The sequence below is a fragment of the Bordetella ansorpii genome (genome assembly GCF_900078705.1).
Classification (GTDB): domain Bacteria; phylum Pseudomonadota; class Gammaproteobacteria; order Burkholderiales; family Burkholderiaceae_B; genus Bordetella; species Bordetella ansorpii_A.
Genome location: NZ_FKIF01000010.1, coordinates 294,191 through 310,511 on the forward strand (window position 1 = coordinate 294,191; position 16,321 = coordinate 310,511).

At 70.0% G+C, this 16,321-nt stretch carries 7 protein-coding genes and 1 pseudogene; 2 read left to right on the plus strand and 6 right to left on the minus strand.

All coding sequences use genetic code 11. The features are described from left to right. Window positions 1-69 precede the first annotated feature (69 nt). A pseudogene (locus A6745_RS29765) lies at window positions 70-5,883 on the plus strand (amino acid adenylation domain-containing protein); the annotation flags it as partial. Window positions 5,884-5,905: 22 nt separating this feature from the next. Here A6745_RS29765 and A6745_RS25705 read toward each other — a convergent pair. The 6 genes from A6745_RS25705 to A6745_RS25730 form a co-directional block, all read right to left on the minus strand. Beyond that, the gene (locus A6745_RS25705; RefSeq protein ID WP_066133840.1) at window positions 5,906-7,177 is read right to left on the minus strand and encodes a PepSY-associated TM helix domain-containing protein; all 1,272 of its coding nucleotides are present in this window, start codon (window positions 7,175-7,177) and stop codon (window positions 5,906-5,908) included. A 28-nt stretch (window positions 7,178-7,205) separates the two neighbouring features. Next, window positions 7,206-9,326, minus strand: coding sequence for a TonB-dependent siderophore receptor (locus tag A6745_RS25710; protein WP_066133843.1), 2,121 nt, complete (start codon window positions 9,324-9,326; stop codon window positions 7,206-7,208). Window positions 9,327-9,438: 112 nt separating this feature from the next. Beyond that, on the minus strand, window positions 9,439-10,863 hold the full coding sequence (locus A6745_RS25715; protein ID WP_231886090.1) for a diaminobutyrate--2-oxoglutarate transaminase: 1,425 nt from the start codon (window positions 10,861-10,863) through the stop codon (window positions 9,439-9,441). 127 nt (window positions 10,864-10,990) lie between these two features. Further along, entirely contained in the window at window positions 10,991-12,286 is a 1,296-nt protein-coding gene (locus A6745_RS25720; protein WP_066133850.1) for a lysine N(6)-hydroxylase/L-ornithine N(5)-oxygenase family protein, read from the minus strand. A 59-nt stretch (window positions 12,287-12,345) separates the two neighbouring features. Beyond that, window positions 12,346-13,422 (minus strand): GNAT family N-acetyltransferase, encoded by a 1,077-nt coding sequence (locus A6745_RS25725; RefSeq protein WP_066133853.1) that lies wholly within the window; start codon window positions 13,420-13,422, stop codon window positions 12,346-12,348. Between the two features lie 3 nt (window positions 13,423-13,425). Beyond that, window positions 13,426-14,400: an alpha/beta hydrolase gene (locus tag A6745_RS25730; protein WP_066134843.1), complete on the minus strand. Its 975-nt coding sequence runs from the start codon at window positions 14,398-14,400 to the stop codon at window positions 13,426-13,428. 184 nt (window positions 14,401-14,584) lie between these two features. On the opposite strand from A6745_RS25730, the gene A6745_RS25735 reads away from it, so the two are divergent. Further along, window positions 14,585-16,309 carry a cyclic peptide export ABC transporter gene (locus tag A6745_RS25735; RefSeq protein ID WP_066133856.1) on the plus strand — a complete coding sequence of 575 codons (1,725 nt, stop codon included), beginning with the start codon at window positions 14,585-14,587 and terminating at the stop codon, window positions 16,307-16,309. Window positions 16,310-16,321: the final 12 nt, after the last annotated feature.

Genomic DNA, 16,321 nt, shown 5'->3' on the forward strand with positions numbered 1-16,321 from the left:
GCCGGGGCCATGGCCGCCGCGCCGGCCGCCGCGCAGGCGCCGCGGGACTGCGCGGCGGGGGCGGTTCCCCTGTCGCCCCTGCAGGCGGCATTCTTCGACCTGGACGTGCCTGCCCGGCACCATTGGAACCAGGCGCTGTTGCTGAAGCCGCGTGGGCCGGTCGACGTGGATGCGATGCGGCGCGCCTGGAGCGCGGTGGCCGCCAGGCACGACGCGCTGCGGTTGCGCTACCGGCGCGGCGCCGACGGCGAATGGGCGCAATTCTATGCCGAGGCCGGGGCCGGGGCCGGAGACGCGCTGTGGGTGCATGACGCGGGCTGCGCGGCTCAGCTGAGCCAGGCCTGCCAGCAGGTGCAGGGCAGCCTGGACCTGGAGCACGGCCCGCTGGCCCGGGCGGCATGGCTGCGCCTGGACGATGGCTCGGGCCGCCTGCTGCTGGCGATCCATCACCTGGCCGTCGATGGCGTGTCGTGGCGCGTGCTGCTGGAAGACCTGGCGATGGCCTATGGGCAGTGTCTGGCGGCAAACGCCGTCGACCTGCCGCAGCCAGGCGCCTCCTACAAGGCATGGACGACTTGGCTGCATGGCCACGTCCAGGATCATGCGGGCGAACTCGATTACTGGCGCGGCACGCTCGCGGCGATCGAGCCGCCGCCCGGCGCAGATCCCGCGGTGCGAAGCCGGGCCGGCGCGCTGCGCACCGAGCAGTTCTCGCTGGACGTGGCGTCCACCCAGGCGCTGCTGGCCCGCGCGCCGGCGGCCTACCGCACGCAGGTGCATGAGCTGCTGCTGACCGCGCTGGCCCGCGCCTTGAACGGCTGGACAGGTCGCGACCGCGTCGTGCTGGACATCGAGGGCCATGGCCGTGACGGCGCCGGCGATGCCGGCGATCTCTCGCGCACCGTCGGCTGGTTCACCAGGCTGTATCCCGTTTGCCTGGCGGCGCACGGAGACCTGGGCGATGCCATCAAGCGGGTGAAAGAGACGCTGCGCAACGTGCCCGCCGGCGGGGCGGGCTATGGCCTGCTGAGCCGCTTCGGCACGCCGGCCCAGCGCGACGCCCTGCGCACCGCCGCGCGGCCCGCGGTGGTGTTCAACTATCTTGGCCAGTTCGACGCGAGTTTCGACGACACCTCGCCCTGGGAACCCGCCTCGGAGGACGCGGGGCCCGCCATGGACCCGGGGTCGGCCAGCATGCATGAGATCGGCGTCAGCGGACGCGTCTACCGCGGCGCCCTGCAGATGTCCGTCCGCTTCGACCCGCGACGCCACGCCCGGCAGACGGTCGCGGCGTGGGTGCAGGCGTTCCAGCGCGAGTTGCTGGCCGTGGTGGCGCACTGCAGCGAGGGCCCGCAGGGCCATACCCCCGCCGATTTTCCCCTGGCGAGCGTGCCGCAGGCGCGGCTGGACGGCCTGCCCCTGGCGCCCGCGCGCGTGGCGGACCTCTACCCGCTGTCGCCCATGCAGGCGGGCATGCTGTTCCATAGCCTGGACGACCAGGAGGGCGCGGCCTACGTCACGCAACTGCGCCTGGGCATCGGCGGCCTGGACGCCGAGCGTTTCCGCGCGGCGTGGCAGGCCGTGGTGGATCGCCACGACGTGTTGCGCACCGGCTTCATCCCGGCCGATCGCCACGGGCAGGCGCTGCAATGGGTGGCGCGCGACGTGCGGGTCGAGGTCGAAGGGCACGACTGGCGCGGGCATGCCGGCCTGGACGCTGCGTTGGAAGAGCATGCGCGGCGGCAGCGCCGTCCCTTCGACCTGCTGCAACCTCCGTTGATGCGCTGGTCGCTGGTGCGTACCGCCGACGACCGCCACGAGTTCGTATGGACGCGCCATCACCTGCTGATGGACGGCTGGAGCATGTCGGCGGTGCTGGGCGAGGTGTTGGAGCACTATTCACGCCGCGCGCGGCGGCCGGCCAGCGCACCGTACCGCGATTACATCGCGTGGCTGCGGCAGCGCGACGCCGCGGCCAGCGAAGCCTACTGGAAGGCCGCCATCGCGCCCCTGCCGACGCCGTCGCTGCTGGCGGCCGCGCTGGGGGGACAGCGGCCGGAGGCTTCCGGCCATGGCGAAGTGCGGCAACGCCTGGATGAGCAGGCCACGGCGCGGTTGCTGGCCTGCGCGCGGCGCGAACGTATCACGCCCAACACGCTGGTGCAGGGGGCGTGGGCCCTGCTGTTGTCCCGCTACTGCGGGCAGGACGTCGTGGCCTTCGGCGCGACGGTCGCGGGCCGTCCGATGGATCTGCCGGGCGCCGACAGCATGGTCGGGCTCTTCATCAATACCCTGCCCGTCGTGGTGGATACGGCGGGCGGACAGGCGCTGGGCGATTGGCTGCGTGGCCTGCAGTCGGCCAACGCGGCCATGCGCGAGCACGAGCAGACGCCTTTGAACCAGATCCAGCGATGGTCCGGCCAGCAGGGCGGCCTGTTCGACAGCATCGTCGTCTTCGAGAACTACCCGGTGGATGCGGCGCTGGGCGGCGCCCAGGGAGAACTGCGTTTCGAGCGTCCGTCGGCGCTGGACGTCACCACCTACCCGATGGACGTCGAGGTCCATCTCGGCAGCACGCTGTTCATCAAGTTCATTTACCAGCACAGGCATTTCAGCGCCGCGCAGGCCGAGGCGCTGGCGGGCCAGATGTTCCATCTGCTGGGCCTGATGGCCAGCCAGCCGGACGTGCCGCTGCGCGACCTGCGGATACTGCCGCCAGCGGACGCCGAGGCGTTGCTGGCGCTGGGCCGGGGCGAGCCCGGGGCCGGCGTCCCCCCCGCGCTGCATGCGCACTTCGAACGGCATGCCGCCCAACGTCCGTCACGGCGCGCGCTGGCCCTGCACGATGCGCAGATCAGCTATGGCGAGCTGAATGCCCGTGCCAATCGCATTGCCCATTACCTGGCCGCGGCCGGCGTGGGGCCCGACGTGCGGGTCGGCGTGGCGATGACGCGCTCGTTCGACGCCTTCGCCGCGATGCTGGGCGTGCTCAAGGCCGGCGGCGCCTATGTTCCGCTCGATTCGGCCTATCCCGCCGACCGGCTGCAGTATCTCCTGCGCGACAGCGCGGTCACGCTGCTGCTGACGCAGTGCGCGCTGGCCGAACGCATGCGCGCGCTGGGGTGCGCGGCCGTGGTGGATATCGACGCGCTCGACCTGGCGGCCTGGCCGGACACGGATCCCGGCCTGCCGGTGCATCCGGAGCAGTTGGCCTACGTCATCTATACCTCGGGTTCGACCGGGGCGCCCAAGGGCGTGGCGGTGCCGCACGGGCAGATGTCCATGCACTGCCCGGCCACCGCGCGCGTGTATGGCATGGACGAGGACGATTGCGAGTTCCACTTCATGTCCCTGTCGTTCGACGGGGCCCATGAGCGCTGGCTCACCCCACTGTGCGTGGGCGCCAGCCTGGCCCTGCGCGACGACGAGGTCTGGACCGCCGAGCAGACGCACGACGCGCTGGTGCGCCATGGCGCGACGCAGGCGGCCTTTCCTCCCGCCTATCTGGGGCAACTGGCGGAATGGGCGCGCCTGTGTGGCCAGGCGCCGCCGATGCGGCTCTATGTGTTCGGCGGCGAGGCGATGACCAAGGGCGGCTTCGAGCGCGCCAGCCAGGCGTTGAGGCCGCAGTGGTTCATCAACGGCTACGGGCCCACGGAGACCGTGGTCACGCCCCTGATCTGGAAGGCGCCGGCCGATGCCGTTTTCGATTGCGCCTGCGCGCCCATCGGCCGGCCGGTGGGAGAACGGGATGCCTATATCCTGGACCGGGACCTGGCGCTGGTGCCGCGCGGCGTCGTGGGCGAACTCTACATGGGCCGCAACGGGCTGGCCCGGGGCTACCTGGGCCGGGCGCCGCTGACGGCCGAGCGCTTCGTCGCGGATCCCTACGTCCCTGGCGGCCGCATGTACCGTACCGGCGACCTGGCGCGCTGGCGGGAGGATGGCAACATCGAGTACCTGGGGCGGGCGGATGAGCAGGTGAAGATCCGAGGGTTCCGCATCGAGCCCGGCGAGATCGAAAGCCGTGCCCGCGCCGTCGAGGGCGTGGCGGAGGTGGCCGTCATCGCCCGCCGCGACGGCGGCGGACCGCAACTGGTGGCCTATGTCGTGCCGCGGCCCGGCCTGTCCGGACAGCCGTTGTCCGAGCAGGTACGCCGCCAGTTGACGGCCGAGCTGCCGGCCCACATGGTGCCCGCGCACGTCGTGCCGCTGGAGACGCTGCCGCGCCTGATCAGCGGCAAGCTCAACCGCGCCGCGCTGCCCGAACCCCGCGCCAACGCAGGCTACGAGGCGCCGCGCAACGATGCCGAGCGCGCGCTGGCGGGAATCTGGGAGCGCGTGCTGGGCCTGCCCCGGGTCGGCGCGCTGGACAACTTCTTCGAGATCGGCGGCGATTCCATTCTCAGCCTCCAGGTCATTTCGCAGGTTCGCGCCAGCGGGCTGGGCCTGGCCTTGAAGCTGCGCGACCTGATGCGGCTGCAGACGGTGCGTGCGATCTGCGAGCAGGCGCCGCAGGCCGGGCCGCCGGCCGTGTCGCGCCAGGAAGAGGCCGCGGCCGGCGACGTGCCGCTGCTGCCCATCCAGCACTGGTTCCTGCACGAGGACATCGCGCAGCGCGACCACTACAACCAGTCCGTCATGCTGCGCTCGGCGGCGGACATCGACGTGGCCGCCCTGCGGCAGGCCTTGGGATGGCTGCAGCGGCAGCACGATGCCCTGCGCATGCGTTTCGTGCGCGATGCGCAGGGGGCATGGCGGCAGTACTACGAGCCGCCGCAATCGGCGGGCGACCCGCTGTGGGTGCGCGGCCTGGACGACGCCAGCCAGGTGACGGCGGTGGCGCAGGACGCGCAGCGCAGCCTGGACCTGGCGGGCGGGCCGGTCTGGCGGGCCGTGCTCATGCGCCTGCCCGACGGCACCGCGCGCCTGCTGCTGGCCGCGCATCACCTGATCGTCGACGGCGTGTCATGGCGCATTCTGCTGGATGACCTCCAGACATGGTACGGCCAGCTGCGCGCGGGCAGGGCGCCCGCGCCGGCCGCGCGCACGTCGTCGTACCAGGCCTGGACGTCGCATCTGCATCGCCTGGCGGCATCGGGCGAGCTGGCGCGCGAGATGCCGCTGTGGGCGGCGCAGACGCGAGACGTCACCGAGATTCCGCGTGACGACCCCAGCGCGCCGAACCTGGTGCGCGACGTGGCGTCGGTGCGGCTGCGGCTGGACGAGGCCGCGACCGACAGTCTGCTGCGCGACGCGCCCGCGGCTTTCGGAGCCAACATCAACGAGCTGCTGCTGTCCGCGCTGGCGCGCGCGCTATCGCGCTGGACCGGCGGCGACAGCCACGCGATCTGCCTGGAGGGGCATGGCCGGGAAGGCGATGCGGCCGGACTGGATTTCAGCCGGACCGTGGGGTGGTTCACCACCGCCTATCCCGTGCGTCTGTCGGGGGGGCTGTCGGGCTCCGCGCGGCAGACGCTGGACGCGGTGCGCCGGACGCTGCGCGGCCTGCCCGCCAACGGCCTGGGCTACGGCGTGCTGCGCTATCTGTCCACGGCGCGGGAAATCCCCTTCGGCGGACCCGGCGGGCTGGCCGGGCCGGCGCGCCTCACGTTCAACTATCTCGGTCAGTTCGACCAGGCGCTGGGCGCCGAATCGGAATTCGCGGTGGCGCGGGAGAGCGCGGGCGCGGAACGCGGCCCCGAAGGACCGCTGGCCAACTGGATCGAGGTCGTCGGCAGTATCCACGGCGGCCAGCTCACCGTGCGCTGCGTCTACAGCAAGCGCGTATTCCAGGCCGCGACGATGCAAAGCCTGGCGGACAGCTATCGCGAGGAACTGGAAGTCATGGCGCAGGGTTGCCGTACTGCCGCGCTGTCCTAGGGCCTTTGCGCGTCAACAGGCCCTAGCGGGCGATGCGCCGGGCGGCCGCCGAGGCAGCCGCCCGGGCCGCATGCCTGCGCGCGGCGCGCTTTCTCCACCAGATGATGACGCCGGTCACGCTGAGCATCGCCGTGGCCAGCCCCGCCAGCAACACCAGGATGCGATAGGGCAGGCCGAACACCTGGGCCATGTGCAGGCCGTACATCCACTGGTTGAAGGCATTGCCGGCGGCCGTGGGGTCTCGGGGCAGCACGACCCCGGTCAGCGCGCCCGAGGCCGCGTCGAACACCACGCCGGTGGCGCCGTCGCCGTCCCGGATGTCCAGGTCGGTGTGGATCCAATAGCTGTAGACGCCCTTGGGCCGGGCCAGCGCCAGCAGGGTCTCCTCCTGGATGCGCCAGCCGTGCCGCCGCGCCAGCGCTCGCGCGTGCGCCCGGCCGGCCTGCAGCGCCGCCGTCCAGTCCATCGTGCCGGCCATCGCGCCGCCAGGCCGGGCCGGCATGCTCCGCAGGGGATCGTTGAAGGTCACCAGGCGTGACATCACCGGCAGATAGACCTGATCGCGCAACGTGAACATCACGCTGGACCATGCGAACATCAGCAGCAACAGCCATAGCCAGAGTCCGCTGGCCCGATGCAGGTCCAGGTTGAGGCGGAACAGGCTGGCGCCGAACTTGACGCTCCATGCCGGCATCCACCGCGAGAACCAGGCCCGTAACCGCACGCCTCGACCCGGCCGGCTCCGGGGAAAGGTCAGCAGCAGGCCGACCACGCAATCCAGGGTCCAGACCAGCGCCAGGACGCCCAGCAGCAGCCGGCCCCATGAGGGGGGCAGCGCCAGCATGCTGTGCAGCCGGTACACGAAGCCGACCAGGGCGGTGCGGTCCCATTGCAGTTCGCCCCACATGCGGGTGCCCAGCAGGCGTGCGTCGTAGGGATCGAAGAAGGCTTCGTTGTAGTCCAGGACGAAGGGCCGGCCCGTGCCGGGGTCCACGCGCGGATACACCCGCATCCGCACCGACCGGCCGGGGGGCCGCTGCAAGGGCAACTGGCTGATCTGCGCCCGCGGCAAGGCCGCTTGCGCACGATAGGCCAGTTCATCCGCGTCCAGCATGGGGCTGCCGGGGGCGGGCGGCTCGGCCAGCCGCAACTGCGGGCTGAGCCAGGCATCCAGCTCATCCTCGAAGGCCAGGATGCCGCCGGTCAGCCCCAGCACCACCAGGAAGGCCGCCAGCACCAATCCCACCCACCTGTGCAGCAGGATCAGTGCGGCGCGGCCGGCCTCGCGCCTCACGCAGGCATCGTCCGGCGTGGAACCGGACTCACCATGAGTAGCGCGCCGACAGCATGGCCGTGCGGGGCTGGCCGTAGTAGCACGAGAAGTTGTTGCATGAACTCAGGAACTTCTTGTCGAAGACGTTCTGCACGTTCAGCGTGAAGCGCCACTTCTCGATCTCGTAGCCCAGCATCGCGTCGTAGACCGTGTAGCCCGAGGTCTTGACGGAGTTCTGCACGTCGTTCGTGCCGTCCATGTAGCGCACGCCGGCGCCCATCATCATGCCGCCGAGCACCGCGGGCGGCAGCTTGTAGTCCACCCACAGCGAGGCCATGCGCATCGGCGTATCCGCGGGGCGGAAACCGACCTGGCCAACCGTATTGCTCTTGGTGATTTCGCTGCTGTTGAAGGTCAGGGCGCCGCGCACGCGCAGGTTGCGCATGATCTCGGTGGTGGCCTCCAATTCGACGCCCTTGGAGCGGATCTCGCCGGTCTGGACCTGGAAGCCCTGGTTGTCCGGGTCCGAGGTCAGCACGTTCTGCTGCGTCAGGTGATACGCCGCCAGGGTGACCAGCGTCCTGCCGTTATCGGGCTGCCACTTCACGCCCACTTCGTATTGTTCGCCTTCGGTCGGCTTGAACGGGGTGCCGCCGGCGTCGCTGCCGCCCACCGGTTCGAAGGACTGGGTGTAGCTGACGTACGGCGCGATGCCGTAAGGCGCCAGATAGGTCAGCCCGGCGCGGCCGGTGAACTTGTCGTCGGTCTGCTTCGTGCCCACCTTGGTGACGCGGCTGTAGGCACGGTTCTCGGACCAGTCCTGGCGGCCGCCCAGCGTGACGACCCAGCGGTCCATGAACTTGCTCTGCTGCTGCGCATACAGGCCGACCTGCTCGAAGCGCACGACGTCGCTGTTGCGCAAGGCGAGTGTGGACGGCGGCAGGTTGGGCAGGCCATGGACCGGGTCGAACAGGTCGACCGGGGGCGCCGCGCCGCGATAGTTCATCGTGTCCGAGTGGTTGCGCCCGTAATCCAGGCCGAGCAGGGTGGTGTGCTCGCCGCCCAGGGCGCGCCAGCGGCCCGTCATGTTGGTGTCGACGGTCAGCGTGTCGGTCTCGTCGTGCCGGCGGATGGCCTGCCGGTTGACCGTGCGGTTGCCGGGCAGCGCGCCGCCGGTGACCGCGGGGAACAGGTAGCCGTAGTACAGCGACGATTCGCCGTAGCGGGCGCTCTGGCGCACTTCGAGGGCATCGTTGAACTTGTGTTCGAAGATGTAGCCCACGGACTTGCTGTAGCTGTCCCAGTAGTTGTAGTTCGGGTCGCCCAGGTTTGTGTGGACGGAGGGTTCGCCCAGCGGATTCTTCTTCACTGTGCCGGAATAAGGCAGTCCGGCGTAGGCGTCGGATTTGTTCTTGTAGTAGCTGGTCAGCAGCGTGAGGCTGGTCGCGGCGCTGGGCTGCCACTTCAGGGCCGGCGCGATGAAGACCCGGTTGTCACGGTTGAAGTCGAGATAGGTATGGCTTTCGCGGAACAGGCCGGTCAGGCGGTAGGACAGCGTGCCATCCTCGTTGAGCGCGCCGGTGTGATCGGTGGCGATCTGGCGGCGGTCGTACGTGCCTCCCTGCACTTCGATCTCGTGGTGGCTTTCCGCGCTGGGCCGCTTGGACACCAGATTGATCACCCCGCTGGGACCCGACTGGCCGTAAAGCACGGAAGACGGCCCCTTGAGGATGTCGATGCGTTCCAGGGCGTACGGGTCGGTGGGCGCATCCAGGATGTTGTAGTGCAACCGCATGCCATCGAGCAGCAATCCGCTGTTGCTGACGACGAAGCCGCGCATGGTGAAGGCATCGAAGGCGTTGCCGTCGCCGTTGGCGTACGCCGCCGTGTTCATGCCGGACGTGTAGCGCACGGCATTGGCCAGGTTCAGGGTGCCCTGGGTCTGCATGGCATCCTTGGTCACTACCGAGATCGACTGCGGCGTCTCCAGGATGGGCGTATCGGTCTTGGTGCCGGTGGCGCTGCGCTGGGCCACGTAGCCGTCCACCGGGCCGGTGGCCGTCTGGGGGACCACGTCGCCCGTGACGGTCACCGCCGGAAGCTGCGTGACGTTGGCGCTGCCCGAGGCGTTCTGCGCCTGGGCGCCCACATGGAAGCAAGCCAGGCCCATGAGGGCGGCACGTACCGCCAGGGAAGTCCTGTGGGGAAGGGGGCGGTTCGTCGCCGCTCTGTGCGTGTTAAGCCGTTGAGTCATTGTCGTGGGTCGATGGTGTTGAGGGGAACTACATGGGTACAGCCGGTTCCTTGGTGTCCTTGACGATCGGTCCGCATGCCTGGCGGACGCAATGGCCGAAGATGCGCGCCACGTCGTCGATCTGCGAGGCATCGATGATCAGGGGGGGCAGGAAGCGCACGACGCTGCCGTGGCGGCCTCCCAGCTCGAGGATGAGTCCGTGGCGCAGGCACAGCGCCTGCAGGCGTTGCGCCAGTTCCGGCGCCGCCGCGGGAGGGCCGTCCGCGCCGCGCGCGTCGGCCTGCACGATCTCCACGCCCAGCATCAGGCCGCGGCCGCGCACGTCGCCCAGCGCGGGGACGTCTTCGCGCAGCGCGCGCAGGTGCGCGGCCAGGCGCTCGCCCATGTCGGCGGCGTGCTGGGGCAGGCCCTCGTCCCGGATGAAGCGCATGGCGGCCGAACCCGCCGCCATCGCCAGTTGGTTGCCCCGGAAGGTGCCGGCGTGCGCCCCGGGTTTCCAGGCGTCCAGGCCGCCGCGGTAGACGACGACGGACAGCGGCAGCGCGCCGCCGATGGCCTTGGACAGGACCAGCACGTCCGGCGTGACGCCTGCATGCTCGATCGCGAACATGCGGCCGGTGCGGCCGAAACCGGTCTGTACTTCGTCGACGATCAGCGGTACGTCATGGCGCGCGGTGGCGTCGCGCAGGCCGCGCAGCCAGGCATCCGGAGCGGGAATGACGCCGCCTTCTCCCTGGACGGGCTCGACCACCACGCCGGCCGGCGTGGGCACGCCGCTCTCGGGGTCGGACAGCAGCGTCTCCAGGTAATGCAGGCCGGCCCGCACGCCGGCCTGGCCGCCCAGCCCGAAAGGGCAGCGGTAGTCATAGGGGTAGGGCGCGAATTGCACGTTCTGCGGGATGCCGTGCAGCGCGCGCTTGGGACCCAGGCTGCCCATCATGGCGAGGGCGCCCTGCGTCATGCCGTGATACGCGCCGCTGAAGGCCACCATGCCGGCCCGCCCCGTGGCGATGCGCACCAGCTTCATCGCGGCCTCGATGGCGTCGGAGCCGCTGGGGCTGCAGAACTGCACCTTGGCGTCGGCGGCCATGCCGGCCGGCAGCATGTCGAACAGGTCCGCCATGAAGCGGTCCTTGGTGGGCGTGGTGAGGTCCAGGGTGTGCAACGGCGCGCCGCTGTCCAGCACAGCCTGGATGGCCTCGGTGATCACCGGATGGTTGTGGCCCAGCGCCAGGGTGCCGGCGCCCGCCAGGCAATCGATGAATACGCGGCCCTCGACGTCTTCGAGATAGATGCCCGCGCCCTGGCGCAGCGCCAGCGGAATGCGCCGGGGATAGCTGCGAGCGCTGGATTCGCGGGCCTGCTGGTTCGCCAGCAAGGGGTTCGTGCCGAGGACGTAAGGTCCCGCCATGGCGCGATGCCGCCGCGCCAACTCGGCTGCAGCGGCGGACAAGCCGAATCCGGGGGTCATACGCGGTGGCATTGGGGTCATCGCTGTACTCCTTCAAGAAGAGTAATAGGTATGGTTCTTATTTGCAATTAAATATTTATAGATACTTACCCTATGGGCAAGGGCCGTCCTAGAGGCTTTCCGCGGCGTTTTGCAGGACGGATTCCGCTTGGTTGTGGGGCGGTTGCAACATCGCGTCCAGGATCTCATTCGCGCGGATCGAGGTGACGGACAGCAGCGTGTCGCTCAGGCCGTGGCTGGTTTCGCAGGCGCCCTGCAGGAAGATGCCGGCCTGCAGCGAGGCGTCGGACACGACTCGGTAGTTGCGGTCCACCGCCAGTTCGCCCAGATGGGACGACAGCGGCGCCAGCAGGGTCTTGTGGTGTTCGTGCGCATAGCCGGTGGCCAGGACCACGGCGTCGTAGCGTTCCGAGCGCGGCGCGCCCGTGTCCAGGTCGCGCAGGTCCAGTTCGATGCCGGCGCCGTCGCGCCGCGCGCCGCGCGTCTCGTGGCGGCGCAGCAGGCGGTGGCGGTGCTGTCCCGAGACCTTCTGCTCGTAGAACACGGCGAACATCCGTTGCACCAGGTCCAGGTCCGGGGCGGCGTAGTTCGTGTGCCAGAACTCGTCCAGCAGCGCGGCGCGCGTGGCGGGATCGCGTCGGTACATGTAGTCGGTGAACTCGGCGTTGAAGATCTCGTTGACGAAGGGGCTGTCGTCGGACGGCCGCATGGCCCGGCCGCGCATGATCAGGTCCACGTGCGCGCCGGGCAGGCGGCCGTGCAGGTCCATGAACAGTTCCGCGGCGCTCTGCCCCGCCCCCACCACGGCGATGCGCCGGGCGCGCGCGTGCGCGTCGATGCAGCCCAGGTAGCGGCTGGAATGGAACACGGGCGACCCGTCCGGCAGGCTGGCGAAGCAGGAGGGGATATGCGCGCTGCCGCCGATGCCCAGCACCAGGTTGCGCGCCAGCCGTTCGCGCACATTTCCCTGCGCATCGCGGGAGCGCACCCGCAGCTGTCCGACCCGGCCGTCGCGCGGCTCGGGCCGCACCTCGAACACCTCTTCGCCATAGGCGCATTCGTCCTCGAAATGCGAGGCGGCCCATGACAGGTAGTCGTTGAACTCGCGGCGGCTGGGAAAGAAGGTCTTGAGATTGATGAAATCGGCCAGCCGGCCCTTGCTGTGCAGGTAGTTGACGAAGGTGAAGCGGCTGCGCGGATCGCGCATGGTCGCCAGGTCCTTCAGGAACGAGATCTGCATGTGGGCGTGATCCAGCATCATTTCGCGGTGCCAGGCGAAGTTCCGCTGTTTCTCGATGAAGCATGCACTGAGGGGGCGGCCGTCCCGTGGCGTCTCGCGCAGGGTGATGGCCAGGGCGAGATTCGACGGGCCGAAGCCGACCCCGATGACGTCGTGGACTTGCATGGATTCGTCCTTATGTCATTGCGGGTCCGGGCAGGAATGCCGTTCTCCCGCGGCGGGCATCAGCCCGGTATCCAGAGCGCATCCGAGAAGAAGCGCTCGCGCAGCAGCATGCCCAGCATCGCGCGCTTGTGGGGAAAGTCGAACTCCTTGAGCATCGCGTAGCCGCAGCGCCCCAGGCTCTTGATCATCCTGGCGTTGTCCGCCCTGGGCTCGATGACCAGGCGCCGCGTGCGGCAGTCATCCAGCAGCAGGTAATGAGAGACCGACGGCATCCATGCGGTCAGGAAGGGCCTGCCGCGGAACGCCGGCTCGCCCACCAGCACGTGCCAGCCCCGGTCGTAATCATCGGCGTCGTAGTAGGGGGCCAGGCGGTCCTCCTGGGCCCAATAGGTCTCGACGTAGGCGAAGGGCGCGCCGTCGAGTTCCACGATCAGCGGCGCGGCATGCGCATCGGCGGCGAGCTTTTCGAGATAGGCGCGATGCTCGGCCTCGGTGCCGTTCTCCTGCCAGAACGCCGCGACGTGCGGGTCGTTCATCCAGCGGTGGAAGTGGGGCAGGTCCACGTCGGGGTCGGCGGCGCGCAGGGTCAGCGTGCCGCGCAGCCAGGGAATGTAGCGACGGTACGCCACGCCGGCCGGCTGCGGCCTGCGCGCGGGATGGCGCCGGCCTGCCGTCCAGGTCCATTGCTCGGCGTACGGCGTCTGCGGCGCATCGGCGGGCAGCCAGAGCGCGGGCAGTTGCCACAGGGCGCCGCGCGTGATGACGGCCGGGGCATCCCCCGCCGCGGGGAAGGAGGCGCTGGCCAGTTGCCGGGCGAGCTGCGTCGCGCGCGGCACGCTCAGGCTGCGCAGGGTCGGGTGCAGTCCGAAGGCGGCATCCAGCGCGGCCAGCGTATGCGCGGCCAGCGATTCGTCCTGCGCGGCGTCCTGGCAGTGCAGTTGGCCCGTCGCGCCGTCGGCATGCAATGTCCAGACGCTGCATGGACCCTGTCCGGTGCCGATGCGCAGCATCCGTGCGCCATCTCGCGCGGGCCGGATGTCCGCATGCAGCACCAGGCCCGACGCATGGGAGATCCAGTCCGGCGCGTGCCGCTGGCGCGAGGCGGCGGTGGAGGGGGCGGCTTGCATGATGTCCATGGTTCAGGCCAGTGCCGTCCGGCCGGCCGGCGCGGCAGGCACGGCCCGCGCGTGCCACTGGCGCAGGCAGGCCGACAGTTCCGCGCGCAGTTCCTCGGCCTGCTCCACGATGTTGCCCAATCGCGCGAAGTCGTGAACCATGTCCTCGTACACCCGCACCTGCGCGTCCACGCCCGCTTCGCGCAGGCGCCGCGCATAGGCCAGGCCCTCGTCGCACAGCGGATCGTGGCGCGCCAGGAAAAGGCGCGCGGGCGCCAGCCCGGACAGGTCGGTGGCCTGCAACGGCGCGAAACGCCAGTCGTCGCGGTCCCGCGCGCTGCGCAGGTAATGGTTGAACATCCATTGCAGCACCTCGGCTTCGAGCAGATGGCCGCAGGCATAGGTGGCATGCGAGGCCGTGTCCTGCCTGGCGCTCGCGCAGGGATACAGCAGCAGTTGCAGCGCGGGTTGCGGCCGCCCGGCCAGGCGGTCGGCCAGCGCCAGCGCGGTGGCCAGGGTGCCGCCCACGCTGTCGCCGCCGTAGATCACGCGCCCGGTGTCCAGGCCCAGCGCGGCGCCGTCGCGGTCCAGCCACAGCCTGGCGTCCTCGGCGTCTTCGAACGCCGTGGGAAAACGGTGTTCGGGCGCCAGCCGGTATTCGACCGCGAGCACGTCGCACGAGGCCTGTTGCGCCAGGGTGGCGCACAGCGAGTGATGCGATTCCAGGCTGCCCAGCACATAGCCCCCGCCATGGAAATACAGCAGCACGGGGGCGGGCTGCCGCGCGGCGCCGCGATAGCGGCGCAGCCGCATCGCGTGGCCATCGCGGCAGGCCACGCGCAGGATCTCGGTGGGCAGTTCCGGGGCTTCGGTGTCCAGCGCCAGCGTGGAGCGGTCGTACGCGGCCCGGGCTTCGTCCGGCGTCATCGCCGTCATGGGGCGCGCGGATGCCCGCCGGCTCATTTCCAGGAAGGCTTCCAGGTCGGGATGCAGAGTCATGTCCATCCTAGGCAAGGGCGGCGCCTGGCAACCAGCGAGCGCCTGTCATGGAAAGACGCGGACCATGGGATTTTGTTTAGTCGCCTGGCCGGCGCCCGGCGGGCGGGACTAAACATCTCGCGGGCTCGTGCGTCCTGTGTAAGGAGAGCAGTGCCGTACCGGCGCCGCGGTCTGGGAGTGGGTGATGACGGTTGTGCAAGAGACGGCCACGGAGACAGCAGGGCGGCGGCCCCCGGACAAGGCGGGCCCGTCCGAACGCCGTGGCCTGGCGGGACTGCTGCGTCCCTTCCTGGGCTGGATCGTCCTGTCCTCGGTGTGCGGCGTCGCCGCCGGCGCGGCCACCGTGGCGCTGCTGGGCACGATCAACGACGTGCTCAACCAGTCCGGTCCCTTGCAGGGGCAGGCGCTGTACGTATTCATCGGGCTGTGCCTGCTGGCGCTGGCGGGCCGGGCCGTCTCCGACATCTCCACCAACCTCGTGGGGCAACGGCTCGTGGCGCAGGTCCGCAAGATGCTGGCGCGCCAGATCCTGTCCGCGCCCATCGATGCGCTGGAGCGCTACCGCACCCACCGCCTCATGCCGGTGCTGACGCAGGATGTGGACATGATCAGCGACGTGGCGTTCACCTTGTCGTCCACGGTCATCGCACTGGCGACCGCGCTGGGCTGCCTGGTCTACCTCGCCTGGCTGTCGCCCGCCATGTTCGGCGTGTTGCTGTGCATGCTGTTGCTGGGCACGGCCTGCCAGCTGCGCTACCAGGCGCGCGGCATGGCCGGCTTCTGGAAGGCCCGCGAGATGGAGGAGAGCCTGCACAAGGCCTATCGCGGCATCAGCGAGGGGGCCAAGGAACTGCGGATGAACCGGCAGCGCCGCGACCGGCTCTACCGCGAAGGGGTGGCGGACTCGGTGGACCGCATCCGCGACATCAACTGGAAGGCGATCAACACTTATGTCACCGCGCGTGCCTTCGGGTCGGCGCTGTTCTTCCTGCTGATCGCGCTGATCCTGGGGTGGGCCACGCTGCGTGGCAGCGAGCCGGGCGTGCTCAGCGGCTTCGTGCTGGTGCTGCTGTTCCTGAAGGGGCCGGTGGATCAGATCGTCAATGCGCTGCCCGGCATCGGCCGCGCCAAGGTGGCCTTCCAGCGCATCGCCGATCTCGCGGCGCGCTTCGCCACGCCCGAGGCGGCGCTGGACCACGCGATGGACGTGGGCGGCGGCGCACAGCACCAGCCCGCGATGGAGCGCGGCATCGAACTGCGCGGTGCGACGTATGCCTTCCCGGCGTCCGACGGCGGTCCACCGGGCTTCGTGCTGGGACCCATAGACCTGACCGTGCGCCGGGGCGAGCTGCTGTTCATCGTGGGCGACAACGGTTCAGGCAAGACGACGCTGATCAAGCTGCTGCTGGGCCTGTACCTGCCCAGCGAGGGCACGGTCCTGTTGGACGGCAGGCCGGTGGGCCACGGCGAGCGCGATGACTACCGGCAGTTGTTCGGCACGGTGCTGTCGGATTTCTTCCTGTTCGAGGACCTGCCCGGCGACCGGCAGTCGCTGCCGGAAACGGCCCGGCCTTATCTGCAGCGGCTGGAACTGGCGCACAAGGTGACGGTCCGGGAGGGCGCCTTCAGCACCGTGGACCTGTCCACCGGACAGCGCAAGCGCCTGGCGCTGGTCCATGCCTATCTGGAGGGCCGGCCGGTGCTGGTGTTCGATGAATGGGCGGCCGACCAGGACCCGGCCTTCCGTCATCTTTTCTACACCGAATTGCTGCCCGAGCTGCGCGCGCAAGGCCGGTCGTTGGTGGTGATCTCGCACGACGACCGGTATTTCCATGTGGCCGACCGCATCGTGCACATGCGGGCGGGCCGCGTCGAGCGGGTCGACGTCCCCGCCAGCCTGGCCGCGTGAAGAGACCGGCCC

Bases quoted from the DNA above. Each gene is read 5' to 3' on its own strand.
- A6745_RS25710 (WP_066133843.1), bottom strand. From the start codon at position 9,326: ATGGGCCTGGCTTGCTTCCATGTGGGCGCCCAGGCGCAGAACGCCTCG.
- A6745_RS25720 (WP_066133850.1), bottom strand. From the start codon at position 12,286: ATGCAAGTCCACGACGTCATCGGGGTCGGCTTCGGCCCGTCGAATCTC.
- A6745_RS25725 (WP_066133853.1), bottom strand. From the start codon at position 13,422: ATGGACATCATGCAAGCCGCCCCCTCCACCGCCGCCTCGCGCCAGCGG.
- A6745_RS25730 (WP_066134843.1), bottom strand. From the start codon at position 14,400: ATGACTCTGCATCCCGACCTGGAAGCCTTCCTGGAAATGAGCCGGCGG.
- A6745_RS25735 (WP_066133856.1), top strand. From the start codon at position 14,585: ATGACGGTTGTGCAAGAGACGGCCACGGAGACAGCAGGGCGGCGGCCC.